The following is a 25332-nucleotide window of genomic DNA, read 5'->3' on the forward strand; positions in this document are numbered from 1 at the left end:
TGGCACAGGTCACGGGTGGCCCGCCGGGCGTTGCGCCGCGGACGTCGGCCACCATGGAGCCAGCCCCCTCACCGGGAGAAACACATGACCACCAGCTTGGACAGGGCCACGGGACGCCACCGCGGTCTCGTGGACGCGGTCACGGGCCTCGCGCTGCTCGGCTGCGTGACCCTGGGCGCCCTGCTCCGTTTCCCCGGCTTCAGCCAGCCGCAGGAGCAGTGGCCCGCCGTGGCCATCGCGGCCGTCACCTGCCTTGCCCTGCTGCGGGCGCGCGTCCACCCGCGCGCCGTCGCCACCGTGGCCATGGCCGGTACGGTGGCCACGCTCGCCCAGGGCTACATTCCCACCCCGCTCATGCTGGCCCCGCTCATGCTGGCCCTGTACTGGGTGGCCGCCGAGACCGAGCGGAGAATCGCGCGGGCGTTCGGCCTGGCGGCCATGGCCGTGGTGGTGATCTCCGCCATGCTCGACAACCCCACGACCGACATGCTGCTGCTGCGCACCGTCGGCCCCGTCCTGTGGCTGCTGCTGCCCCTCGTCGGCGGCAGCAGAGCCCGGCTGCGCGCGGCCTATCTGGAGTCCGTGCAGGCCCGCGCCGCGTACGCCGAGCGCACCCGGGAGGAGGAGGCCCGGCTGCGGGTCGCCGAGGAGCGGATGCGGATCGCCCGGGAACTGCACGACGTGGTCGCCCACCACATGGCCGTCGCCAACGCCCAGGCCGGCACCGCCCGCCACCTGATACCCATCCGGCCCGAACAGGCGCTGAAGCTGCTCGACGAACTGACGGTCACCACGTCCGCCGCGCTGATCGAACTCCGGGCCACCGTAGGGGTGTTGCGCCAGTCCGGCGACCCGGACGCCGAGTCCCTGGAGCCGGCCCCCGGCCTGGACCGGCTGCCGGAGCTGGTCTCGACCTGTGCGAGCGCCGGTCTCGACGTCGTCCTCACCACCGAGGGCGAGCCGCGGCCCCTGTCACCGGGCGTGGACCTGACCGCGTACCGGATCATCCAGGAAGCCCTCACCAACGTGACCAAGCACGGCGCCGGCCGGGGCGCCGACGTCCGCCTCACCTACGCCCGGAGCCGGCTGCTGATCTCGGTCACCAACGACGGCACCGCCGCCGCCGTCCCGGAGGCCGTCGGCGGCGGCTTCGGCCTGATGGGCATGCGCGAGCGCGCCCACTCGGTCGGCGGCGATCTTCGGGCCGGACCCCGCCCCGACGGCGGCTTCGAGGTCACCACCGCCCTCCCGCTCCACTCCCTCGCACCGGAAGAACCCGAGGCCGCCGCGTGAGTATCCGTGTCCTGCTCGCCGACGACCAGGCGCTGCTGCGCGGCACGTTCCGGCTGCTGATCGACTCCTGCCCGGACCTGGAGGTGGTCGCCGAGGCCGCCGACGGGCAGCAGGCGGTGGACCTCGCCCGCACCCACCGCCCCGACATCGTCCTGATGGACATCCGCATGCCCGGTACCGACGGCCTCGCCGCCACCGCCGCCATCTGTGCCGATCCCGACCTCTCCGGCACCCGGGTCCTCGTCCTGACCATGTACGAGACCGACGAGTACGTCGCCCGGGCGCTGCGGGTCGGCGCCAGCGGCTTCCTCGGCAAGTACGTCACCACGGACACCCTCCTCGACGGCATCCGCACCGTCGCCGCCGGCGAGGCCCTGCTGTCCCCGGGAGCCACCCGCGCCCTCATCACCCGCTTCCTCGCCGGTCCGGCCCCCGGCCCCCTCCTGGCACCGCCGGAACGCCTCGACGACCTCACCCCGCGCGAACGGGAGGTCACCGCGCTCGCCGCCCGTGGCAGGTCCAACGACGAGATCGCCCGAGAGCTCTTCCTCAGCGTCCTGACCGTCCGCAGCCACATCCAGCGCGCCCTGACGAAACTCGGCGCCCGCGACCGCGCCCAACTCGTCGTCATCGCCTACCAGACCGGCCTGGTACGCCCCGAGTCACGGCAGGGCTGAACCGGGTCCGCGCGGGTTGCGCCACGCGCGGTAGGACAGGGGGCGTCCGGCGGACGAGGGCGGCGTCGCGGCGGCCGGCCGCGCATCCGCCGCGTCGTCATCACACGCCGACGTCCCGACGTCCCGACGTCCCACGGCCTTCGGCCGGGAGACGCCCGGACACCCCCACGGGACCGGCCCCGCCCGGACGCGCACCGCCGACGGAGACGGTTGCCCGACCACGGGACGACCACGGGACGACCACGGGACGGCCGCGGGAGCCCACGGGGTCAGATGGTCCGTCCCGCCGGGTGCCGACCGGTCCCGGCCGGTCGCCCGCCGACCCGGTTCCCGGCGGCGGCGGTCGGTCAGCGGGCGGTCCCCTCCGGGGCCTTCCAGCCCCAGACGGTGAGCATGCCGGCCGACAGCGCGGCGCACTCCTCGGAGGCCAGGTACCGGATCGCCGCGTCCACGGCCGCGTCGTCGACCAGGCCGGTGGCGAGCATCGCCGCCCGGCCCCGCTCCCAGGTGTCCGCCCAGAAACGGCTGAGGGGACTGCCCGGCTCAAGCGGCGGCACATGGATCTCGGCCGCCACGGACCCGAGCCCCGCCGCGCGCAGCAACTGCGGATAGGACGGCACCCAGGAGACGTCCGTGCCGATGGCGGTCCGCAGCCCCTGCCACATCGCCCGCATCATCGCGGTGTACGGCGTGCCGGGCGTCCGGTCGCTGGTCAGGTCGACCGCGTCGCTGAGCACCAGCACACCGCCCGGCTCGACGAGCCCGGCCAGCGTGGAGACCAGGCGCTCGTGCTCGGGCAGGTGCATCAGGACGAAGCGCGCGTGGACGAGCCGGAACCGGCCGCTGACGACGTCCGGGCCGGTGATGTCGGCCTCCAGCACGTCGAGCCCCGGCTTCCGGGCCTGCCCGGCGAGGAAACGTACGTCGCGGTCCACGGCGAGCACGCTCTCCACCCCGGCCTCGTCCAGCAACCGGCGGGAGACCGTGCCCGTACCGGCCCCCACGTCGAGGCAACGCCAGCCCGGTCCGGCCCCCAGGGCCCGTAGCCGTGCCATGGTGATGTCGTCGTAGGCGAGGGCACCGAAGTCGATGCGTTCGCCCTCGCCGGCCTGTTCGGGACGGAAGACGGCCTCGCCGTAACGGCCGTCGCCCGGTGCGGTGGTCACACCGCCGTCCGAGTGCCGCCGAGGCCGCCGTCGAGCCCGCGGAGCAGGCACGACGGCGGGGCGAGGCGCGGGGCGTCGAAGCGTTTCATGGCGGGGCCTTCGCACGGGGTGGGGCGGTACCGGGCGGCCCGCCGCACCGATCTTCCAACGGCGTCCGCCCCCGCGACCGAGGCGCGCCGCGCGGCTGGCCGATCGGCCCCGACCAGGCCCCACCGCGGGACCTCAGCGCCCTCGCGGGACCTCCGCGCCGTCGCCGTATCTCGACACCCGGCCTCGACACCCGAGCGCGAGCCCGCACCCGACTCCGACCCCGGACCTGAACGCCGACGCGGCCCGCGCGGTCGGCATCGCCACACCACACACCCATGCTCGACCTCAGCAGCGAGCTCTACGGCGAGAGCGTACGACTGGGCAACGCCCGCCTCGACATGTCCTCGGTCCTCACCGCGATCGAGGCCCGCACGGACACCGCGACGCTGCGGCCGTCCGCCGACTAGGCTCCCGGGCATGCGGATCTCCGTCTCCTCCGACATGGACGAACCCGTCGCCCGTCTCCTCGTCGAGGAGCTGCGCGGCCGAGGCCACGAAGTGCGTACGTACGGTGCGCTGGAACCCGGGGCCGACCCGCAGTGGGCCGTCTGCTCGGAGGCGGCCGCCCGGGACGTCGCCGACGGCGCCGCGGACCAGGCGGTGGTGTGCTGCTGGACCGGCACCGGCGCCTCGATCGCCGCCAACAAGGTGCCCGGCGTCCGCGCCGCCCTGTGCGCCGACGCCTACACCGCCGACGGCGCCCGCCGCTGGAACGACGCCAACGTCCTCGCCCTCAGCCTGCGCCTGACCTCGCAGCCGGTGCTCAAGGAGATCCTCGACGCCTGGTTCACGGCGATGCCGAGCCAGGACGCCGAGGATCTCGGGAACGTGGCCCGCGTCGGACGTCTCGACGCGGGCCGGGGGACGGTCTAGGGGCTGCCGGAGTCAGTGGGCGCCGAGCCCGCCACCGCCGAACGAGCCGCTGGAGCCCTGACTCCAGCGCGGCCGGTCCTTGGACGCGCTCGGCCTGGTCTGCTGGTTACTGAGTTCGTACGGGGTGAGCGGACGGCCGCCCTTGGGGATCAGCGGGATCTCCTCGGACTCGCGGTTCTCCCGGACCTCGTGCACCGCGCCTCCCGGCGGCAGCTTCGGCTGCTCCTCGGGGCGTGGCCGGGTCGACTCGCGGTACTTGACCCGGTTGCCCAGCCAGAAACCTCCGGCGAGCATCGCCAGCACGGCCACGGCCACCAGGAAGAGCGCGAGACTCATCAGGCCGCTGGGAGCGGCCAGCTGCATCGGTTCCGTACTCATAGCCAAGGGATACCCCTCTCAGAACGGTACGAACCGGACGCGCTCGGTGTCTGGTTCGTACACTTCGGGCGACGGCGACGGCGACGGCGACGGCGACGGCGACGGCGACGGCGACGGGCGCGTGCGCGCGGGCCGGGCCTCAGTGTCGGTCGTCGGGTACGGCGACCGGGCAGAGACGGCAGTGGACGTCGACCACGCCCGCCACGGCGCGTGTCAGCCGTTCGGCGACCGGGACCGGATCCGGGCCGTCGATCCAGCCGGTCAGTGTGACGACACCCTCACGGACATCGACCCGGATGTGGTCGGCGTAGAGCGGGAAAAGGCGGTCGACGACCTCCCGGCGCACCTCCTCGGTCAGTTCCTCGTCCGCGCGCAGGAACACCTTCAGCAGGTCGGCCCGGCTGACGATGCCCTTGAGCACGCCCACTCCGTCGACGACGGGCAGCCGCCTGACCCCGCGCCGGGCCATGACACGCGCGGCCTCCGCCAGGCCGGCGTCGGCGTGCACGGTCACCGCGGGCGCGTTCATCAGCTCGCCGGCGGTCACCCCACCGGGGAGTTCGTCCCTGAACAGCAGGTCGGCCTCGGACACCACGCCGACCACCCTGCCCTCGCCGTCCAGTACGGGGAGAGCGCTCACCTTCCACCGGTCCATCAGCGTGACGACGTCCTTGAACGGGGCGTCACGGCCGACGGCGACCGGCGCCCGGGTCATCACGTCGCCGACGGTGTGCGGGCTGGCGTGCATCGCTGCCTCCTCGGATCCCGCTGAATCACGAGAGGGCGGGAAGGACGCCATCCACTTCTCGCGGATCCTGATTGCGCGGTGCGCGGTCGTGGCCGGCCGCTTCCCCGCGTCACTGCGGGTCCTTCCCGTCACCTCCAGCACACCACGGGAACGGCCGTGCCACCAGAGCGGACCGGCCCGGATTTCTCCGCGCCCCGGAAAAGACGCGGGCGACGGGCCGTGTCATGCCGCCGGCCGCACTTCTCTGGCGATCCGGCCGCCCGTCGCGCAGCGTGGAGGAAAGGGGTCCGGCCGAACGCCCGAGGAGAGGTGGAACGCATGGACAGGGATGTCGCCGAGCGACGGGTCGTGGTCGGCGTCGACGGGTCGCCGTCCTCGTACGCGGCCCTGCGCTGGGCCCTGCGGTACGCGAGCCTCGTCGGCGGGGTCGTGGAGGCGGTCGCGGTGTGGGAGCTGCCGGGGCTGTACGGATGGTCGGGACCCGCCGTCGACATGGACGTCGACGCGGAGCAGGCCCGGGACCGGATGCGACAGGAGCTGACCGACGTGCTCGGCGCGGACACGGCGGACTCGGTCCGTTCCCACCTCGTGCACGGCAACACCACCGACGTCCTGCTGCGGGCCGCGGAGGGTGCCGAGGCCCTGGTCGTCGGAAGCCGCGGCCGGGGCGGGTTCGCCCGCGCCCTGCTCGGCTCCGTCAGCCAGCAGGTGTCCCAGCACGCCACCTGCCCGGTCGTGATCGTCCGCGCGGAGCAGGACTGACCCAGGACCCGTGCCACGGGGCGTTTGCCGGTGCCGAGGGCTGGTTACCCGGGCCGCATGACGTGGACGTCTTCTCAGCAGGATCTGTACGGGTTCCTGGAGGACCGGTTCGCGTGCGCGCTGGCCTGCACGGAGTGCGCCCGGACGTGCGCGCTGCGGGCCGGGGTGCTCGATCCGGACGGGAGCGGCGACGCGGAACGCCTGCGGCGCACCGGCATCATGTGCGCCGAGGTGTGCGAGGCCACCTGCCGGGCGCTGACCGAGGAGGCAGGCCTGGACGCGGCCGGTCTCCGCGTCCAGCTGCAGTGGTGCCGTACGGTCTGCCTCGACTCCGCCCGTGCCTTCGACGGCCGGCCCGGCGCCGAGCCGAACGCGACAGCCTGCCGGGCATGCGCCGCGGCCTGCACGGACTTCATGGCGGCACTCGGCTGACACCGGCGTACCGCTCGACCCGTCCACGTCGGCTCTCGCCCGGAGCCCGGAGCCCGGAGCCCGGAGCCCGGAGCCCGGAGCCCGGAGCCCGGAGCCCGGGGCCCGCAGCCCGGAACCCGGCGCCGTGCACGGCGGTATTCTCGCCCTGCCCGCGATGCGGTGCGGCAGGAGGGCGGTCACCTCGCGGCTCCCGGTCGGCCGGGGCATGCTCGTAGAGGTGGACTGACGGGTCGTCGCGCGGCCTGCGGACGCGGCAGGAGCTGTCGCGGACGGGGCCGACAGCGGCAGCGCCGCGATCGGCGGCGGTTCCGGGCGGAGGAAACCCATGGCTGAGCAGAACCGGGCCACGGTGGCGGTCACGGGGGTGACCGGGGCGCTCGGCGGCCGGGTCGCGCCCCGGCTCGCCGGCCTCGGCGTCCCCCAGCTCCTCGTCGGACGCAGCCCCGACCGCATGCCCGACCTGCCGGGTGCCGAGCGGCGCGGTCCGGCCGCCTACGCGGACGCCGACGCCATGCGCAAGGCGCTCCAGGGCGCGTCCACTCTGATCCTGGTCTCCGGACACCGCACGGGGCGTCGGCTGGAGGAACACGCCACCGCGGTCGAGGCCGCGATCGCGGTCGGCGTGGACCGGGTCCTGTACGTGTCCCTCGTCGGCGCCGCGCCCGTCGCCACGTACCTCAACGCCCGCGACCAGTGGGCGACCGAACAGTTCCTGGCCGGGGCCGGGGCCGGGGCCGGGGCCGGGATCCGGTACACGGTGCTCCGGGCGGGCTTCTACACGTCGACGCCGGCCGCCCTCGCCGACGAGGAGTTCGTCGTCAGCGGCCCCGCGAGCACCGGCCGGGCCGCCTTCGTCACCCACGAGGACATCGCCGACGTGATCACGGCCGTCGCCCTGGACCAGGGCCCCCGTTCCGAACACGACGGGGCGACCCTGGAGATTACCGGACCCGAGGCCCTGACCGTCGGCGAAGCGGTCACCCGGATTGCCGCGGCCACCGGCCGACCCTACCGCTTCGAACCCGAGACCGTCGAGGAGGCCTTCGCGCGGCGGTGGCGAAGAGGCATGAGCGGGGAACAGATCGAGACCTGGATCTCGTGGTACCAGGCGATCGAAAGAGGCGAGATCTCCGCGGTCACCGATGTCGTCCCCCGGCTGACCGGTTCCCCGGCGACCCCGATCGCGGACGCGGCCTGGTGGCCGGCCCCGAACACCGCACGCGGCGTTGCCTGAACCCGGGCGGGCGCGCTCCTGATCCGGCTCGACGAAGGTCGGCCAGGACCCGGTCGGCGAACGCGGACGGCTCATGTCACCCCTCCGGCCCCGTCCCGGGCCGGTGGGAACCGCCGGTCGGATGGCTGGCATCGCTGATCCGCATTTCCGCCGCACCGCCGGGCTGCCTAGCGTGACAGCAGTCATCGGTACCGCCCCGTCCCCAGCCTCCCGCGTGCCAGAAGAGGAGCGCCGCCATGAGCCAGCCGCCCCGCCGGATCGTCACCGGTCACGACGAGACGGGCACCTCCGTGTTCCTCTCCGACGGCGAGCCGCCCGTCGTCCGCACCGCTCCGGACGGCGCCGCCTTCTACGAGATGTGGAACACCGACTCCGTACCCGCACCCCTGGCGGCGGACGAGGCCGAGCCCACGGAGCGCGACCTGACCGTGCCGCCGGCCCCCGGCGGCACCAAGATCCGGGTCAACGAGTTCCCGCCGGGCTGTGTCTCCCCGATGCACCGCACCCAGACCGTGGACTACGGAATCGTCCTGGCCGGCGAGGTCGTCCTCGTCCTCGACGACTCCGAGCGGGTGCTGCGCGCCGGGGACGTGGTGATCCAGCGCGGCACCGACCACCGCTGGGAGAACCGCACGGACGCAGCGGCCCGGATGGCCTTCGTCCTCGTGGACGCCGTCTTCACCGAGCCGCTGCTGAAGGTCCTCGGCCCCGAGGTGCTCGGCTCCCTGCACGGCAGCCCGCTGGCACCCGGCCGGTCCTGACACCGGTCGCGGCGGGTCGCCGCCATTCCCAATTTCTGGAACACGTTCTACGGTGTGCGCCGTCAGGACCGCCCTTGGGGAGCCTGGAGGCGCCGTGCACCTCGACCACACGCCCGAGCAGCAGCGGCTGCGCACCGAACTGCGCGCCTACTTCGCCGGCCTGGTGCCGGACAACGCCTACGCCCGCTACGCCGATCCGGCCGCGCAGAAACGCTTCTACCGCGAGACCGTCCGGCGGCTGGGCACCGACGGCTGGCTCGGGGTCGGGTGGCCCAAGGAGTACGGGGGGCGCGGCCTGACCGCGATGGAGCAGTTCATCTTCTTCGACGAGGCCGCCCAGGCCGGCGTACCGCTTCCGCTGATGGCGCTGAACACCGTCGGCCCGACGATCATGCGGTACGGCACCGACGAGCAGAAGTCGTACTTCCTGCCCCGCATCCTCTCCGGCGAGATCGACTTCGCCATCGGCTACAGCGAGCCCGACGCGGGCACCGACCTCGCCGCGCTGAGGACCAGGGCGGTACGGGACGGCGACGAGTACGTCGTGGACGGCCAGAAGATCTGGACGACCAACGGCGACACCGCCGACTGGGTCTGGCTCGCCACCCGTACCGACCCCGACGCCCCGCCCCACAAGGGCATCACCATGCTCCTGGTGCCGACCACCGACCCGGGCTACTCCTGCACCGTCATCAACACCCTCGCCTCGCACGACACCACGGCCAGCTACTACGAGAACATCCGCGTCCCCGTCTCCCGCCGGGTCGGCGAGGAGAACCACGGCTGGCGGCTGATCACCAACCAGCTCAACCACGAGCGCGTCACCCTCGCCGCGCACGGCACCATGGCCATCCGCGCCCTGCACGACGTGCAGCGCTGGGCCATGGAGACCAAGCTCGCCGACGGCCGCCGTGTCGTCGACCTGCCCTGGGTGCGCCGCCACCTCGCCCGGACCCACACCCGCCTCGACGCCATGAAGCTCCTCAACTGGCAGATGGTGAGCGCCGTCCAGGACGGCACCCTCACCCCGCAGGACGCCTCCGCGGTCAAGGTCTACGGCTCCGAGGCGCGCCGGGACGCCTACGCCTGGCTGATGGAGGTGACCGGCGCGGCCGGGCCGCTGAAGGAGGGCTCGGCGGGCGCGGTCCTCCACGGCGACCTGGAACGCGGCTACCGCTCGGCGGTCATCTTCACCTTCGGCGGCGGCAACAACGAGATCCAGCGGGAGATCATCTCGTGGATCGGACTGGGGATGCCACGGGTACGGCGTTAGCCTGCCGGTATGGACGGTGACGCCGGGCTCTTCACCCCCGACTCCGTGACCTGGCACCTGCACGGCGACCCCGTCATGTGGATCGCCGGCATCCGGGCGCTCTACCTCCAGGCGCTGCTCCCGCGCGCGGTGCGCGGCGTCATGGAGAACTCCGACTTCCGCAGCGACGCCTGGGGCCGCCTGATGCGGACCGCGAACTACGTGCGCACCACCATCTACGGCACCACCGAGGACGCCGAGCGGGCCGGGGCCCGGGTGCGGAAGATCCACAGCATGCTGGGCGCCACGGACCCCGACACCGGCGAACGGTACGGCGTGGACGAACCCGGCCTGCTGCTGTGGGTGCACTGCGCCGAGATCGACTCGTACCTGCATGTCGCCCGCCGCTCCGGCATCCCGCTCACCGACGCGCAGGCCGACCGGTATGTCGCCGAACAACGCGCCCGCGCCCGCCTGGTGGGCCTCGACACCCATGCCGTGCCCGGCGACCGGGCGGCCCTGGCCGCGTACTTCGAGTCGGTACGGCCGCTGCTCGCCGTCGGGGCCGACGCCCGCGCCGTGGACGACTTCCTGCTCCGCCCGTCGACGCACCCCCTCCTGATACCGGCGCGCGAGGTCCTGTGGCGGCGCGTGGCCCACCTGGCGTACGCCTCTCTGCCGCCGTACGCCCACGCGTTGTACGGCAGACCCGCCCCGGAACCCGCCGTCGTCACCCGCCGACTGCGCGCCACCGGCACCCTGCTGCGCTGTGTTCCCGCACGTCTGCGCTGGCAACTCCCGCCGAAACACATCCTGGACGCCATCGTGAGGCTCGGCCCGGACGCACGCCCCGCACCGTACAAAGTCGGGCGATAGACAGTCATACTGGGCGAGCAGGGGGGTGTCACGGACCGCGACGGGGGGCATCGGCGCGCGATGGCTGACAGCAGGCTGGTCCAGGGGCGGTACCGGCTGCTCGACCTGATCGGGCGGGGCGGAATGGGCGAGGTGTGGCGGGCCCGCGACGAGTCCCTCGGCCGGCAGGTCGCCGTCAAGTGCCTCAAACCGCTCGGCCCGCACCACGACCAGACGTTCACCCGCGTCCTGCGGGAGCGGTTCCGGCGCGAGGCGAGAACCGCCGCCGGGCTCTCGCACCGCGGGGTCACCGTCGTCCACGACTTCGGCGAGCACGACGGCGTCCTCTACCTGGTGATGGAGCTGCTGGACGGCCGCAACCTCAGCCAGCTCATGGAGGACAACAAGCACCATCCGCTGCCCGTCGGCGACGTCGTCGACATCGCCGAGCAGGTCTCCGCCGCCCTCGCCTACACGCACCAGCGGGGCATCGTGCACCGGGACCTGAAACCGGCGAACATCATGCGGCTCACCGACGGGACCGCCAAGCTCTGCGACTTCGGCATCGCCCGCCTCGGCCAGGACACCGGCCTCACCTCCCGGCTCACCGGAACCGGCATCGCCATGGGGACCCCGCACTACATGTCCCCGGAGCAGATCGGCGGCACCGAGGTCGACCAGCGCAGCGACCTGTACTCACTGGGCTGCGTGCTGTACGAGATCGCCACCGGGGCACCGCCGTTCGACCTCGACGACGCCTGGGCGATCCTCGTCGGCCACCGCGACACCCGCCCCGCCCCACCGCGCAGCCACCGCCCCGAGCTGCCCGGCTGGTTCGAGAAGGTCGTCCTCGACCTGCTGGCCAAACGACCGGAACAACGGCCCTACGACGCCGGGGAACTGGGCCGCCGGATCACCTCCGGGCGGACCGCACCCACGTACGTCCCCACCGTGGTCACCGCACAGCCCCGGCTCCGGCCCCCGGAACCGGCCGCCCACGAGCCCCGGCTGCCGTCCTGGACCCGGTCCATGACCACCGGCCACAAGGCGACCGGCGCCGCCCTGCGCAGCACGCCGCCCGACCCCGGCGCCGGACTCACCTGCGAGTGGACCGCCCGCCCGGCCACCGCCGTCGTGGAACCGCTCCCGGTGGTCCCCGCCCCCTCTCCGCAGGCCCTGGCCGCCCTGGCCGGCCGGCACCACGACGGGCTCAGCCTGGGAAGGCTCGGCTGCTGGGGCGAGGCGGGCGAGGTGCACCGCGCCGTCGCCGCCGAACGCGCCCGCCTCCTCGGCCCCGACCACCCCGACACCCTCGCCAGCCGCTACGAGATCGCCTTCACCCTCAGCCGCACCGGCCGTGCCGCCGAAGCGCTGCGCGAGTACACCGAGGTCGCCGCCGCCCGGGAGCGCGCACTGGGCGCCGACCACCCGGACACCCTCGCCGCCCGTCAGGAAACGGCCTACGTGCTGGGCCAGTTGGGACGCCACTTCGACGCCCACCAGGTGTACACGGCCGTTCTCGCCGCCCGGCAGCGGCTGACCGGCCCCGACCATCCGGACACCCTGCGCTGCCGTCACAACCTCGCCTTCAACCTGAGCCGGCTGGGCCGCCTGGAGGACTCGTACCGGATGGCCCACGACGTGGCCGCGGCCCGCGCCCGGGTGCTCGGCCCGCAGCATCCCGACACCCTGGTCACCCGGTACGAAGTCGCCTATGCACTGGGCCAGTTGGGTCGCTGGGAGGAGGCCCTCCAGGCCTACCGCGAGGTCGCCGAGGCCCGCGCCCGCGCCCTCGGCGCCGACCACCCCGACGCCCTCGCCGCCCGCTACGAGGTCGGCATCAGCCTGGGCCGCCTGGGCCGCAGCGCCGACGCGCTCACCCTCTACCGTGCCCTGATCGACGACCGCACCCGCGTCCAGGGCCCCGCCCATCCCGAGACCCTGCGCGCCCGCCACGGCCTGGGCGTCAACCTCGGCCGCCTCGGCCGCTGGGAGGAGGCACTGGCGGAATCACGCGACGTGTGCGCGATCCGCGAGCGGGTCCTCGGCGCCGACCACCTCGACACCCTGGTCAGCCGCCGCGAGGTGGCGGTGGGCCTGGGCTGGCTGGGCCGCTGGCCGGACGCACTGGCCGAGTACCGGCGCGTGGCCACCGCCCGGGAACGCGTCCTCGGCTCCGACCACCCGGACACCCTGGCCAGCCGCAACGACGAGGCACACTGCCTGGAGCAGTTGGGGCGGGGCGCCGAGGCGGTCGAGCTGTACCGGAGGGTGGCGGTCCTGCGCCAGCAGCGCGCATCAGGAGGTCGCCTGTGAAGCGCCCCGCAAGGGGCGGCGCCCCGTAGGGGCGCGGGGAACTGCGCGACCAGCCCTGCACAACCCGCACCCGAAAACCGGCCCCCCTCGCGGAGCGAACCGGCACGCCTCTTACCCGCCTAGATCATCATGTGTTACGAAGAGTCATGCCCGCTGCCACGGAACTCTCCCGCACCTACGACGCCATCATCGTCGGCGGCGGCCACAACGGCCTCGTCGCGGCCGCCTATCTCGCCCGGGCCGGCCGCACCGTGCTGGTGCTGGAGCGGCTGGGCCGCACCGGCGGCGCCGCCGTCTCCACCCGCCCCTTCGCCGGTGTCGACGCGCGGCTGTCCCGCTACTCCTACCTGGTCAGCCTGCTGCCCAGGAAGATCGTCCGCGACCTCGGCCTGGACTTCCGCGTCCGCGGCCGTACCGTCTCCTCGTACACGCCCGTGGAACGCGACGGGCGGCCGACCGGACTGCTGGTCGGCGGCGGCGAACGGCGGATCCGCGAGGCGTTCGAACGGCTGACCGGGGGCAAGACGGAGTACCAGGCCTGGCGGCGGTTCTACGGCATGACCGGCCGGGTCGCCGAGCGCGTCTTCCCGACGCTCACCGACCCGCTGCCCGAGCGCGCGGAGCTGCGCCGCCGTATCGACGACGAGGCCGCCTGGCGGGCGTTGTTCGAGGAGCCGATCGGGGTGACGATCGAGGAGAACTTCACGGACGACCTGGTGCGCGGGGTCGTCCTCACGGACGCCCTGATCGGCACCTTCGCCGACGCCCACGACACCTCGCTGCGCCAGAACCGCTGCTTCCTCTACCACATCATCGGTGGCGGAACCGGTGCCTGGGACGTGCCGGTCGGCGGCATGGGCGCCCTCACCGACGCGCTGGCCGCCGCCGCGCGCTCGGCGGGCGCGGTGCTCGCCACCGGACACGAGGTGGTACGGATCGAGACGGACGGCCGGAGCGCCGAGGTCGCCTACCGCACCGCCGACGGGGAGGGCGCCGCCGCCGCCCGGCACGTCCTGGTGGGCGCCTCGCCACAGGAACTCGCCGCCCTCACCGGCGACCCGGCCCCGGAGCCCGCCGAGGGCGCCCAGCTCAAGGTCAACATGCTGCTCAAGCGGCTGCCCAGGCTGCGCGACACCGCCGTCGACCCGCGCGAGGCGTTCTCCGGCACCTTCCACATCGCCGAGGGCTACGGCCAACTCGCCACCGCCCACGCCCAGGCGGCGGCCGGCCGGCTGCCCGCGGCCCCGCCCTCGGAGATCTACTGCCACTCCCTGACCGACCCCACCATCCTCGGCCGTGACCTGGCCGAGCGCGGCTACCAGACGCTCACCCTCTTCGGTCTGCACACCCCGGCCCGGCTCTTCACGGCGGACAACGACGCGGTGCGCGAGGAACTCCTCAAGTCCACCCTCGCCCAGCTCGACGCGCACCTCGCCGAGCCGATCACCGACTGCCTGGCCCTGGACGCCGACGGCCGCCCCTGCATCGAGGCGAAGACCCCCCTGGACCTCGAACAGGACCTCCGCCTGCCCGGCGGGAACATCTTCCACCGCGACCTCTCCTGGCCCTACGCCCAGGACGGCACCGGCCGCTGGGGCGTGGAGACCCGGCACGCCAACGTCCTGCTGTGCGGGGCGGGTGCGGTGCGCGGGGGAGGGGTGAGCGGGGTGCCGGGGCACAACGCGGCGATGGCGCTACTGGAACAGCGGGACGACTGACCCCGGGCGTCAGCGCAGGTGCGCCCGCCGTCGACCTGTCCGGCCCCCTCACCCACCGGACGGGCCACGAGGAAGGCCACCTCCACCGGCCACCGGCCCCCGGCCGCCCGGCCGCCCGAAGGGGATGCCCGCCACCCTGTCGGCCCGTCGGCGAGGCGAGACCGACAGCCCGCCCCGACCCGCGCTCCCGTGGCGGCTTCGCGCCGGCCGGATGACGGGTGGCCGCCGTCGACCCGGTGGTCGGGACCCCGCATCCGCCGCCGCGACGGGTTCCGGCAGCCGTGACACGGCGTGCACCGGCCCGCGCGGGAGAGCGCCGCCCGGCCCATGCGCCCCGGACGAGGGTGCGCGGCCGGATCCGGCCGGGAATCCTCCGAAGAATCTGACGGAGCATCAGAAAACCTCTTCCGTCGGCCGCACGGCTGCGGCATCCTGCGCCCATGCAGACGGAGCTGAGCAAGACCCTGGGCGTCGAGCACGCCGTCTTCGGCTTCACACCGTTTCCCGCCGTGGCCGCGGCCATCAGCCGGGCCGGCGGGTTCGGAGTGCTCGGCGCGGTCCGCTACACCGCCCCCGACGACCTCAAACGCGACCTCGACTGGATCGAGGCCCATGTCGACGGGAAGCCCTACGGGCTCGACGTCGTCATGCCCGCGAAGAAGGTGGAGGGCGTCAGCGAGGCCGACGTCGAGGCGATGATCCCGGAGGGGCACCGGCAGTTCGTCAGGGACACCCTCGCCAAGTACGGCGTGCCCGAGCTGGCCGAGGGGGAGGCGTCCGGCTGGCGCATCACCGGGTGGATGGAGCAGGTCGCCCGGAGCCAGCTCGACGTCGCCTTCGACTACCCGATCCGGCTGCTCGCCAACGCCCTCGGCTCGCCGCCCGCCGACGTCGTCGACCGCGCCCACGACCAGGACATCCTCGTCGCCGCGCTCGCCGGCAGCGCCCGGCACGCCGTGAAACACCGGGACGCGGGCATCGACATCGTGGTGGCCCAGGGCTACGAGGCCGGCGGCCACACCGGCGAGATCGCCACCATGGTGCTCACCCCCGAGGTCGTCGAAGCCGTCGCCCCGCTGCCCGTACTGGCGGCCGGCGGCATCGGCAGCGGGCAGCAGGTGGCCGCCGCGCTCAGCCTCGGTGCTCAGGGAGTGTGGCTGGGCTCCATGTGGCTGACCGTCACAGAGGCAGACCTCTCCTCGCCCGCCGTGACCCGCAAACTGCTCGCCGCCGGCTCCGGCGACACCGTCCGCTCCCGCGCCCTGACCGGCAAACCGGCCCGCCAGCTGCGTACCGAGTGGACCGACGCCTGGGACGACCCGAACGGCCCCGGCACCCTGCCCATGCCCCTCCAGGGCCTGCTCGTCGCCGAGGCCCTCACCCGCATCCAGAAGCACGAGGTCGCACCCCTGCTCGGCACCCCCGTCGGCCAGATCGTCGGCCGCATGACCAGCGAACGCAGCGTCCAGGCCGTCTTCGACGACCTCACCCGGGGCTTCGAGCAGACCGTCGACCGCATCAACCGCATCGCCGGAAGGAGCGGCACGTGACCAGTACGCCCCCCGCCGGATTCTGGGCCCAGGCCACCCGGGACCCCGACCGCACGGTCCTCGTCGCACCCGACGGCGAGGAATGGACCGCAGGCAGGCTGCACGCGGCCGCCAACCGGCTCGTCCACGGACTGCGGGCCGCGGGCCTGGAACGCGGGGACGCCTTCGCGGTCGTCCTGCCCAACGGGCCCGAGTTCCTCACCGCCTACCTGGCCGCCTCCCAGGCCGGCCTCTACCTCGTCCCGGTCAACCACCACTTCGTCGCCCCGGAGATCGCCTGGATCGTCGCCGACTCCGGCGCCAAGGTGCTCCTCGCCCACGAACGGTTCGCCGGCCCGGCCCGCCAGGCCGCCGACGAGGCCGGCCTCCCGGCCACCCACCGGTACGCGGTCGGCGCGGTCGAGGGCTTCCGGCCGTACGCCGAACTCCTCGACGGACAGCCGGAGTCGGCACCCGAGGACCGCGAGCTGGGCTGGGTCATGAACTACACCTCGGGTACCACGGGCCGCCCCCGCGGCATCCGCCGCCCGCTGCCCGGCAGGCGCCCCGAGGAGGCCTACCTCGGCGGCTTCCTCGGCATCTTCGGCATCCGCCCCTTCGACGACAACGTCCACCTGGTCTGCTCGCCGCTCTACCACACCGCCGTGCTCCAGTTCGCGGGCGCGTCCCTCCACATAGGCCACCGTCTGGTCGTCATGGACAAGTGGACCCCCGAGGAGATGCTCCGCCTGATCGACGCACACAAGTGCACCCACACCCATATGGTCCCCACCCAGTTCCACCGGCTGCTCGCCCTCCCCGAAGACGTGCGCGCCCGCTATGACGTCTCCTCCATGCGGCACGCCATCCACGGCGCCGCCCCCTGCCCGGACCATGTCAAGCGCGCCATGCTCGACTGGTGGGGTCCCAGCGTCGAGGAGTACTACGCGGCCAGCGAGGGCGGCGGCGCCTTCGCCACAGCCGAGGACTGGCTGAAGAAACCCGGCACGGTCGGCAAGGCCTGGCCCATCAGCGAACTCGCGGTCTTCGACGACGACGGCAACCGGCTGCCGGCCGGTGAACTCGGCACCGTCTACATGAAGATGAACACCGGCGGCTTCGCCTACCACAAGGACGAGGCCAAGACGCAGAAGAGCCGCATCGGCGACTTCTTCACCGTCGGCGACCTGGGCTACCTCGACGAGGACGGCTACCTGTTCCTCCGCGACCGCAAGATCGACATGATCATCTCGGGCGGGGTCAACATCTACCCCGCCGAGATCGAGTCCGCACTGCTGTCCCACCCCGCCGTCGCCGACGCCGCCGCCTTCGGCATCCCGCACGACGACTGGGGGGAGGAGGTCAAGGCCGTCGTCGAAGCCGCCCCCGGACACGAGCCCGGCCCGGAGCTCGCCGCCGACCTCCTCGCCCACTGCGCCGAACAGCTCGCCGGCTACAAGTGCCCGAAGACCGTCGACTTCATCGCCGAGATGCCCCGGGACCCCAACGGCAAGCTGTACAAGCGGCGGCTGCGGGACCCGTACTGGGAGGGGCGCACCCGGCCGGTGTGAGCGGGGCGGGACCGGGTATCTCGGGGCTCGGCGCCTCGGGCTGCCCGGGGCTCCAGGGGCCCGGCGCCTCGGGGAGCCTGGCGGCTCAGGGGCCCGGTGCCTTGGAGGCCCGGTGCCTTGGAGACCCGGCGCCTCGGGGCGTCCGGTGCCTCAAGGACCCGGGGCAAGGGAGCCCGGTGCCTCAGTGGCGTGGGCGGTGAAGGGCGTCCAGGAACCCGGCGAGGCCGGCCACGTCGGTGCCGAGCTTGCGGTAGACGAGGGACAGCAGCTGCCGCACGCCCTGCTCGGTGAGGCCCAGCTCCTTGGCGACCACGGCCACCGGGTGCCCCTGGACGGTCAGTTCGGCGGTGCGCAGTTCCTGCGCGGTCAGCGTGTCCGCCTGCGGGTAGCGCAACGGCAGCGACCGCAGGCCGGCCGCCGACAGCTCCTGCCTGGCCCGGGAGGCGAGCGCCTCGGCCCCGCAGTGGACGGCTCCCTCCAGCCCCTGGTAGAGCCGGTCGGCGGCCTCCTGGAGCCGGCCGCCCAGGGACAGCGCGGCACCGTGGCCGATCTGGGCGCGGGCGAGTTCGTAGGCGGCGGGCGACTGCTCCAGCTCTTCGACGGCCTGCGCGTACAGGTCGACCGCAGCAGGCCCGCCGGTCACCTCGGCGAGCGTGTGCAGGGCCTGTCCGACGGCCGAGGCGGCACCGAACTCCCGGGCCCGGCGCACGGCCTCCTCCGCATGGCCGACCGCCTCCTCGGGGGCGGTGGGCGCGAGCGCGGACGCGAGCCGCAGCTGCCACGGGCACCAGGCCGGATTGCGCCAGCCCCGGCCGTCCAGCCAGTCGCCGACCGAGGACAACAGCCGTGCCGCCTCGGTGCGCCGTCCCTCGGCGAGCAGCAGTTCGGCGTGGACGGTGCGGGGGTCGGGGTAGATCACGGCGTTCGGAGCCGTCGCGCCGAAGCGGTGTGCGTCGGCGAGCGAGCGCGCCTCGGCGACGCGCCCACGGGCCAGCAGCGTCTGGATCAGGATGCCCACCGCGAACCACTGGGCGGGAACGGCCCCTTCCACCTCGTCCGCGATCCGCAGACCTCCCCGTACCAGCTCCTCGGCCTCGGCCAGACAGCCACGGCGGTAGCGGATGTAACCGGCGAGGGTCTGACCGAGAGCCAGGTGGGAGCCGCGCCAGCCCATGGCCACGCATTCCGCGATCCCCCTGCCGAACAGCTCCTCGGCCCGTCGCGGCTGGTCGCCGTACATGAAGACCAGCGCGACCGAGGCGGGGACCTCGAAACCCCGGTTCTCGTCGGTCCAGCTCATGCCGCCGTCCAGGGCCTTCTCGGCAAGGGCGAGAGTGCTCTGCCGCGGTTCCCCGCGCAGCACGGCGTCCCAGGCCCGCAGCCCCAGGATGTAGCGCTCCTCAAGACTGCGGCCGGGCAGCTGCTCGGCCAGCCGTGTCAGGGTCCGGGAGCGTGCGGGTGAGTCGCGGTCGTCGGCCCGGAACATGCCCCAGACGAACTGATCGGCCTGCATGCGCAGTTTGACGCGCGCGTTGGCGGCCTGCCGTGCCTCCTCGGTGGCCACGCGCACGGCCTCGGCCAACTGGTCGGTGTGGGCCAGCGCCTGCGTCAGCCGGAAGACGATGGAAGCGCGCAGATCGGGGTCGACGTCCGGCTCCGCCAGCGCCTGGCGCAGAAGCCGTACCGTGGCCGTGGGCTCGATCAGGAAGGTGGCGCAGGCGAGTTCGTGCAGGACGGCCGCCCGGTCCTCGGGCGGGGGCGGCTCCGCCAGCGCGCGGTCCAGCAGCCGCCGGGCGGCCTCGGTGGCCCCGGCGCGCAGGTACAGGCGGGCCGCCTCCCGGAAACACTCCACCGCCTCCGGGTTGCCTTCGCAGGGCACCTCCAGCAGGTGCCGGGCGGCGGCGGTGGAACCGTGTCCCGCGGCCAGGACGGCCACCGCCGCGGCGTTGTGCATACCGACCCGGATGGCCGACGGGCGGATGGACCCGTAGATCGTCGTGGCGATCAGCGGGTGCACGAACTCCAGAGAGCCGTCGAGGTCGTGTCCGTAGGACAGGAACCTGGCCGCCCGCAGCTTCCGGATCGCCTCGGCCGCCGCCTCCTCGCCGAGTACCGCGATGGTCGCGGCGAGCTGCGGCGCGAAGGGGGAGCCCAGCACGGCCGCGGCGTACGCGAACCGCCGGGTCGCGGTGCCGAGCCGTTCCAGCCGCTCGATCAGTCCCGGGCCCTTGATCGCCGCGGCGAGCTCGCGCATGGCGGGCAGGTCGTCCTCGCTGCCGCTCACCCTCCGCTCGGCGAGCCTGATGGCCAGCTCCACCGTCTCGAAGGGGCTCCCGCCGGTGGCCGACCAGCATTCCCTGCAGAACCGGTCCACGGCCGGCTCGCCGACCTCGGCCCTGACGATCCTGGCCACACCCTCGGTGGTGAGCAGCGCGAGTTCGTGGGGGCGGTCCCCGTGGTGCCCCACGAGCGTGCGCAGTTCGCCCCCTTCCGGCGGCAGGTCGTCGGGCCGGTAGGCGACCACGAGCAGCAGCGGGAGGTCGTCGACCCGCGGCACGAAGGAGGTGAGCCACTTCAGGGACTCCGGGTCCGCCCAGTGCAGGTCGTCCAGGAGCAGGACCACGGGTGCCTTCCTCACCGTGAGCCGGGTCATGACCCAGTCCAGGCCCTCCCGGACCCCGGTGGGATCCGGGGCGGGAACGGACCCCTTCGCCTCCAGACCGAGCACGGCGGCGACGGTGTCGTACCAGCTGCCCAGGAAGGCGTGGAGTTCCGCCTCGTCCATCCGTGCCAGCGAAGGCTGCATCAGCTGACGTACGACACGGAACGCCGAACTCTGCTCCGCCTCGGCACCCCGGCCCGAAAGGACGGTGAACCCGTCCGCCGCGGCCCTCGCGCGTGCTTCCGTGATGAGGGCCGTCTTGCCCAGCCCGGCCGACCCCGTGAAGGCGAGCAGTCCCTTGCGCCGCGCTCGTGGCACGCCGCCCGTGGTGCGCCGCAGCTCCCGGAAAGCCGCGTCGAGGGCCTGGATTTCCCGTCGGCGCTCGATCAAGGTCTTTTGGTCCGTGACCGGTTGCCGCGGCACCGTTGCCATATGCCGTACCGCTTTCTTTCGTTCGGCCCGGGGACAGCCGAGCGTACGCCTTGTCGCGGTGAGGGCAGACCTGACTCAGTACTATCGGGTGAATCATGAACTGTAGAAGGGATAATGTCCGCCTCCCGGGTAAGAGGCCCTGATCGCCTTTCCCGGAAGGCGTGGTCGTCGCAGGGCACCGGATTCCGCTACGACACGGCGGGCACCGTCGCCACATCCGCGTACCGGGGTACGGTGCGGGACCAGTGGTAACACCCGCGGATCCAGCCGGCCATGCCCTCCACATAGCCGATCCCCGTGGCGCTCAGCTCCGGCTCGACCTCGGCGAAGAGCTCCTGGAACTCCTCGACGGTGCCGTTGATCTGCCGGACGGCGAGGACGACGGCGGCCTGGAGCGAACACCGGTTCTCGCGCTGGTGGGCCAGGGCCAGGTTGATCATCCCGCCGGCCCGCTGTTCCTTCACCGCCGAGAACAGGTCGGGTATCCACACCGCGGCGTCGGCCGACAGCCGGCCGAGCCGCTGTACGGCGGGATGGTGCAGCTCGGCGGCGGACAGCTCCTCGGGCTGGGCGGCCTCGCACAGCGGGTAGAACGGCTCGACTCCCGCGATCAGGGACCGGATGGCGGTGCAGTCCCCGGCCCGCAGCAGGTAGGGCTGGGCCTGCGCCACCGCTTCGTACAACAGGCCGTGCACGTACTCGCGGCTCTGCCAGGCCCACCGGGCGGCCTGCGCGGGAGTGCACCGCTCCCGTACCTGCCGGTGGAGATCGGCCAGCGCCGCGCCGAGGGGGGTGCGGGGTGGCCGGCCGTCCCGCAGGATCGCGATGCTCTCGAACAGCATCGGCAGCAACAGGCCCGGCGAGTGCTGACCGATGTCCTCCGCACGGTCGTCGAAGACGAACTGGTAGGCGATCTGGTCGGCCACGATCTGGAGGAGACCGGGATCCACGCCGGCGCTGATGTAGGACGCGAGTTCGGCGGGGCGGGTGCGGGTGATCATCGACGCCACGCCCGGTTCGTCCGTCAGTCCCCACCCGCGCAGCCAGGCGTCGACTCCGGCCGCGGCTTCGGTCTCGTGGGGGTTGCGCAGGAAGGGGAAGGGGATGCGGAGGTGGGCGTCGATCAGGTCCCTGAGACTGGCGACCGGTGTTCCGCCCGGTGCGCCGAGGGCGATTTCCTCATGCGCCGTCGACAACGTGATCACCCGCCGTTCGGCGCTCCGGTGCGCAGGGGGCGGCGGTGGCCGGTCCGCGGACCGGGTGCGCCGCGTCCGACGGCGGGTGCGGCCTGTCCTCGCAGGCCATGACCAGGGAGCGCGGCCCCAGGGTGATCGCGGGGCGCGGTGCCCGCGCTACGTGTCCGGGACGATGGCGCAGGCGCACGCGGCCGGCGATGGTCGCGAGCGCCACGGTGGCCTCCACCATGGCGAACTCGTCGCCGAGGCACTTGCGGTTGCCCGCGGAGAACGGCATCGCCGCGCGCCGCTGTCCGGCGGTGGGCCGCCCCGGCAGCCAGCGGTCCGGGTCGAAGCGTTCGGGGTCGGGGAACGACGCCGGGTCGTGGTGCAGCAGGTAGGGGCTGTAGAGCACGGTGGCACCCGCGGGCAGCCGGCACCCGGCGAGTTCCGTCTCCCGGGTGGTGACTCGGGTGAAGAGCCAGCCCGGCGACGCGTGGCGCAGTGTCTCGGTGATGACGCACCGGGTCCGGACGAGGTCCGGCAGATCACCGGGGCCGGGCCGACGGCCGCCCGGCAGGACGGTGTCGAGCTCGGCGTGCAGGCTCCGCTCGGCCTCCGGATGGCGGGCCAGCAGGCTGAAGGCCGAGGCCAGGGACAGGGCCGAGGTCTCGGTGCCGGTGAGCAGCAGCGTGATCAGGTGGTCGTGGACCTCCTGGTCGGTGAGGGCCGCCCGGGTGCCGTCGCCGCGGGTGGCCGTCAGCAGCGTTCCCAGGACGTCGTCGCGGGCGGCGCCCCGGCGGCGTTCGGCGATCGCCGCGTCGACGACGGCGTGCAGGCGGGCGAGCGCGTGCCGGTAGCGGCGGTTGGCGGGGACCGGGAGCCGGAACAGGGCGTCGACCGGTACGACCGTGCGGACGAAGAGGCCGCGGACGACGTCGGCGAGCGAGTCCCGCACCTGGGCGGACGTCGTGTCGTCCAGCGCGTCGGAGAACAGGACCCGGCTGATCACGCGCGTCGTGAGGGTCGTCATCGCCTCCGTGACGGGAACCGCGCCACCCGGCTGCCATCCCTCGCACACCGACTCGGCCTCCTCTGCGACGAGCTGCGTGTACGCGGCGACGTGGGACGGACGGAAAGCGGGCTGCAACAGCCTGCGTTTGTCCCGGTGCGCGGGCTGGCGGCAGGTGACCAGCCCGTCGCCCATCAGCCTGCCCAGTCTGTCGTAGAGCGGGCCCCCCTTGTCGAAGGTGTACGGGTCCATGAGCACCTCGTGGGCCAGCTCCGGATGGCACACCAGCCACGCGCGCCGGGGGCCCAGCCGTATCTCGACCAGGTCCCCGTGCGCGGGCAAGGAATGGAGAAACGCCAGCGGCCGACGGTACAAGGCGATAGCGTGGCCGAGAAGTGGGAATATGCCGGGAGCAGCACCTGCCGTCCATGTTCGTTTCTTTTCGAGCGCGGCACCGTTCATGAAAACCTCCTGCCCAGCACGACACGTGAAATGAGCGAACCTGCTTCGGATCTGACATCCGAGACAAGTCCTGCCCAGTTCAACCGCGCCCAGGTTTCGGGAAACCTTTCTCCAAAGGGGCGCACGGGGGCACGTCGAAGCAGAAGGCGCGGAGGGTGAACACCTCTTGATGGACAATGCACTGACTGTGATTACTGCTGTCACCCCGATGCGGTCCCGCTCCCTGCGGCCGCACCGGTTCTCGGCGCTCGCCCTCGTGCTCGCTTGACCTGTCCCGGCGACAGGCCGAGGATCATGAGTCATGACGCAGGGACAGGGCAGCACGGTGGACGGGGTGCTGCGGCGCAGCGCCCGGCGTACTCCCGCACGGGTGGCGGTGCGGTACGGCGAGCGGCAGTGGACGTACGAGGAACTCGACGACGCCGTCTCGCGCGCGGCGAGCGTCCTGCTCGGCCAGGGACTCGACCGCGGTGACCGGGTCGGCAGCTACGGACACAACTCCGACGCCTACCTGATCGCGTTCCTCGCCTGCGCCCGCGCCGGCCTGGTCCACGTCCCGGTCAACCAGAACCTGACCGGCGACGACCTCGCCTACCTCCTCGGCCAGTCGGGCAGCTCCCTGGTCCTCACCGACCCCGACCTCGCCGGCCGGCTCCCGGACGGCGTACCGGCACTGCCGCTGCGGGACGCCGACGGCTCACTGCTCGCCCGGCTCGCGGACGCGCCGCCGTACGACGGTCCCGAGCCGCGCACCGAGGATCTGGTGCAGTTGCTGTACACCTCCGGCACCACGGCGCTCCCCAAGGGCGCGATGATGACCCACCGGGCGCTGGTGCACGAGTACCTGAGCGCGATCGCCGCCCTCGACCTGAGCGCCGGTGACCGGCCCGCGCACGCGCTGCCGCTCTACCACTCCGCCCAGATGCACGTGTTCCTGCTGCCCTACCTCGCGGTGGGCGCGACCAACATCATCCTCGACGGTCCGGACGCCGACACCCTCTTCGACCTGGTCGAGGCCGGCGAGGTGGACAGCCTGTTCGCGCCGCCCACCGTGTGGATCTCACTCGCCAACCGCCCCGACTTCGCCACCCGCGACCTCGGCGGACTGCGCAAGGCCTACTACGGCGCGTCGATCATGCCGGTGCCCGTCCTGGAGCGGCTGCGCGAACGGCTCCCGAAACTCGCCCTGTTCAACTGCTTCGGGCAGAGCGAGATCGGACCGCTCGCCACCGTGCTCGCCCCCGAGGAGCACAAGGGACGGCTCGACTCCTGCGGCCGCACCGTCCTGTTCGTGGAGGCACGCGTGGTCGGCGAGGACGGCGAGGACGTGCCCGACGGCACGCCCGGCGAGATCGTCTACCGCTCACCGCAGCTGTGCGAGGGCTACTGGGACAAGCCCGAGGAGACCGAAGAGGCCTTCCGGGACGGCTGGTTCCACTCCGGCGACCTCGCGGTACGCGACGCCGACGGCTACTACACGATCGTCGACCGGGTGAAGGACGTCATCAACTCCGGTGGCGTGCTGGTCGCTTCGCGCCAGGTCGAGGACGCCCTCTACAGCCACCACGCGGTCGCCGAGGCAGCCGTGATCGGCCTGCCCGACGAGCGGTGGATCGAGGCGGTCACCGCCGTCGTCGTACCGCGCGGCGAGATCGACGAGGCCGGGCTGATCGCCCATGTCAGGGAGAAGCTGCCCGCCTTCAAGGCGCCCAAGCGGATCCTGTTCGTCGACGCGCTGCCCCGCAACGCCAGCGGGAAGATCCTCAAGCGGGAGCTGCGGGAGCGGTTCGGTCCCGCCACCTGAGGATCCTGGGGGCGGCTCTCGCGGGGCCCGGGACGTGAGTGTCGGCACACCGCCCGTCCAGGACCCAAGAAGTCTGGTTCCATACGGTGTGCGGCTTCCGACACCACGTCCGCCGTTCACCGCCGGCGTG

General features: G+C 73.2%; 21 protein-coding genes. 15 read left to right on the forward strand and 6 right to left on the reverse strand.

Translation table 11 applies throughout. The features are described 5' to 3' along the window. Nucleotides 1-84 precede the first annotated feature (84 nt). Entirely contained in the window at nt 85-1293 is a 1209-nt protein-coding gene (locus tag IEZ11_RS17910) for a sensor histidine kinase (RefSeq protein WP_189263761.1), read from the forward strand. Further along, nucleotides 1290-1970, forward strand: a complete 681-nt coding sequence (locus IEZ11_RS17915; RefSeq protein ID WP_189263762.1) for a response regulator transcription factor — start codon at nt 1290-1292, stop codon at nt 1968-1970. The genes IEZ11_RS17910 and IEZ11_RS17915 overlap by 4 nt, the downstream gene beginning before the upstream one ends. Nucleotides 1971-2317: 347 nt before the next feature. Here IEZ11_RS17915 and IEZ11_RS17920 read toward each other — a convergent pair whose 3' ends face one another. Beyond that, entirely contained in the window at nt 2318-3136 is an 819-nt protein-coding gene (locus IEZ11_RS17920) for a class I SAM-dependent methyltransferase (RefSeq protein WP_189263763.1), read from the reverse strand. Between the two features lie 365 nt (nt 3137-3501). Between IEZ11_RS17920 and IEZ11_RS51960 the strand changes: the two genes are divergently transcribed. After that, nucleotides 3502-3633, forward strand: a complete 132-nt coding sequence (locus IEZ11_RS51960; RefSeq protein ID WP_268239911.1) for a hypothetical protein — start codon at nt 3502-3504, stop codon at nt 3631-3633. 10 nt (nt 3634-3643) lie between these two features. Beyond that, complete coding sequence (locus IEZ11_RS17925; RefSeq protein WP_189263764.1) at nt 3644-4099, forward strand: RpiB/LacA/LacB family sugar-phosphate isomerase; 456 nt, start codon at nt 3644-3646, stop codon at nt 4097-4099. Nucleotides 4100-4111: 12 nt separating this feature from the next. Here IEZ11_RS17925 and IEZ11_RS17930 read toward each other — a convergent pair whose 3' ends face one another. Next, nucleotides 4112-4477 carry a DUF6479 family protein gene (locus IEZ11_RS17930; protein ID WP_189263765.1) on the reverse strand — a complete coding sequence of 122 codons (366 nt, stop codon included), beginning with the start codon at nt 4475-4477 and terminating at the stop codon, nt 4112-4114. A 139-nt stretch (nt 4478-4616) separates the two neighbouring features. Further along, nucleotides 4617-5225, reverse strand: a complete 609-nt coding sequence (locus IEZ11_RS17935; RefSeq protein ID WP_189263766.1) for a CBS domain-containing protein — start codon at nt 5223-5225, stop codon at nt 4617-4619. 318 nt (nt 5226-5543) lie between these two features. On the opposite strand from IEZ11_RS17935, the gene IEZ11_RS17940 reads away from it, so the two are divergent. The 10 genes from IEZ11_RS17940 (at nt 5544) to IEZ11_RS17985 (ending at nt 17655) form a co-directional block, all read left to right on the forward strand. Then, nucleotides 5544-5987, forward strand: coding sequence for a universal stress protein (locus IEZ11_RS17940; RefSeq protein ID WP_189263767.1), 444 nt, complete (start codon nt 5544-5546; stop codon nt 5985-5987). Nucleotides 5988-6044: 57 nt separating this feature from the next. Then, a complete protein-coding gene (locus tag IEZ11_RS17945; RefSeq protein ID WP_189263768.1) occupies nt 6045-6419 on the forward strand; it encodes a four-helix bundle copper-binding protein in 375 nt (124 codons plus the stop codon). Between the two features lie 325 nt (nt 6420-6744). Continuing rightward, nucleotides 6745-7653, forward strand: coding sequence for an NAD(P)H-binding protein (locus tag IEZ11_RS17950; RefSeq protein WP_189263769.1), 909 nt, complete (start codon nt 6745-6747; stop codon nt 7651-7653). 236 nt (nt 7654-7889) lie between these two features. Next, entirely contained in the window at nt 7890-8414 is a 525-nt protein-coding gene (locus IEZ11_RS17955; protein ID WP_189263770.1) for a cupin domain-containing protein, read from the forward strand. Between the two features lie 94 nt (nt 8415-8508). After that, nucleotides 8509-9687, forward strand: a complete 1179-nt coding sequence (locus IEZ11_RS17960; RefSeq protein ID WP_189263771.1) for an acyl-CoA dehydrogenase family protein — start codon at nt 8509-8511, stop codon at nt 9685-9687. A gap of 9 nt (nt 9688-9696) precedes the next feature. After that, the gene (locus tag IEZ11_RS17965; RefSeq protein WP_189263772.1) at nt 9697-10542 is read left to right on the forward strand and encodes an oxygenase MpaB family protein; all 846 of its coding nucleotides are present in this window, start codon (nt 9697-9699) and stop codon (nt 10540-10542) included. A gap of 60 nt (nt 10543-10602) precedes the next feature. Beyond that, complete coding sequence (locus tag IEZ11_RS17970) at nt 10603-12837, forward strand: serine/threonine-protein kinase (RefSeq protein WP_189263773.1); 2235 nt, start codon at nt 10603-10605, stop codon at nt 12835-12837. A 146-nt stretch (nt 12838-12983) separates the two neighbouring features. Then, complete coding sequence (locus IEZ11_RS17975; protein WP_189263774.1) at nt 12984-14555, forward strand: phytoene desaturase family protein; 1572 nt, start codon at nt 12984-12986, stop codon at nt 14553-14555. Nucleotides 14556-14995: 440 nt separating this feature from the next. Next, nucleotides 14996-16105: an NAD(P)H-dependent flavin oxidoreductase gene (locus IEZ11_RS17980; RefSeq protein ID WP_189263775.1), complete on the forward strand. Its 1110-nt coding sequence runs from the start codon at nt 14996-14998 to the stop codon at nt 16103-16105. Next, nucleotides 16102-17655: an acyl-CoA synthetase gene (locus IEZ11_RS17985; protein ID WP_189263776.1), complete on the forward strand. Its 1554-nt coding sequence runs from the start codon at nt 16102-16104 to the stop codon at nt 17653-17655. Before IEZ11_RS17980 ends, IEZ11_RS17985 begins: the two co-directional genes overlap by 4 nt. A gap of 181 nt (nt 17656-17836) precedes the next feature. Here IEZ11_RS17985 and IEZ11_RS17990 read toward each other — a convergent pair whose 3' ends face one another. The 3 genes from IEZ11_RS17990 to IEZ11_RS18000 all read right to left on the reverse strand — a co-directional run bounded on the left by IEZ11_RS17990 (nt 17837) and on the right by IEZ11_RS18000 (nt 23398). Beyond that, a complete protein-coding gene (locus IEZ11_RS17990; protein ID WP_189263777.1) occupies nt 17837-20749 on the reverse strand; it encodes an ATP-binding protein in 2913 nt (970 codons plus the stop codon). A gap of 188 nt (nt 20750-20937) precedes the next feature. Continuing rightward, complete coding sequence (locus IEZ11_RS17995) at nt 20938-21945, reverse strand: (-)-alpha-amorphene synthase (protein WP_373294925.1); 1008 nt, start codon at nt 21943-21945, stop codon at nt 20938-20940. Continuing rightward, nucleotides 21929-23398, reverse strand: a complete 1470-nt coding sequence (locus tag IEZ11_RS18000) for a cytochrome P450 (RefSeq protein WP_189263779.1) — start codon at nt 23396-23398, stop codon at nt 21929-21931. Before IEZ11_RS18000 ends, IEZ11_RS17995 begins: the two co-directional genes overlap by 17 nt. A 301-nt stretch (nt 23399-23699) precedes the next feature. Here IEZ11_RS18000 and IEZ11_RS18005 point away from each other — a divergent pair, with 301 nt between their 5' ends. Beyond that, nucleotides 23700-25202, forward strand: a complete 1503-nt coding sequence (locus tag IEZ11_RS18005) for an acyl-CoA synthetase (RefSeq protein WP_189263780.1) — start codon at nt 23700-23702, stop codon at nt 25200-25202. Nucleotides 25203-25332 lie beyond the last annotated feature (130 nt).

Origin of the sequence: Streptomyces fuscichromogenes (assembly GCF_014645815.1) — a bacterium.
Classification (GTDB): domain Bacteria; phylum Actinomycetota; class Actinomycetes; order Streptomycetales; family Streptomycetaceae; genus Streptomyces; species Streptomyces fuscichromogenes.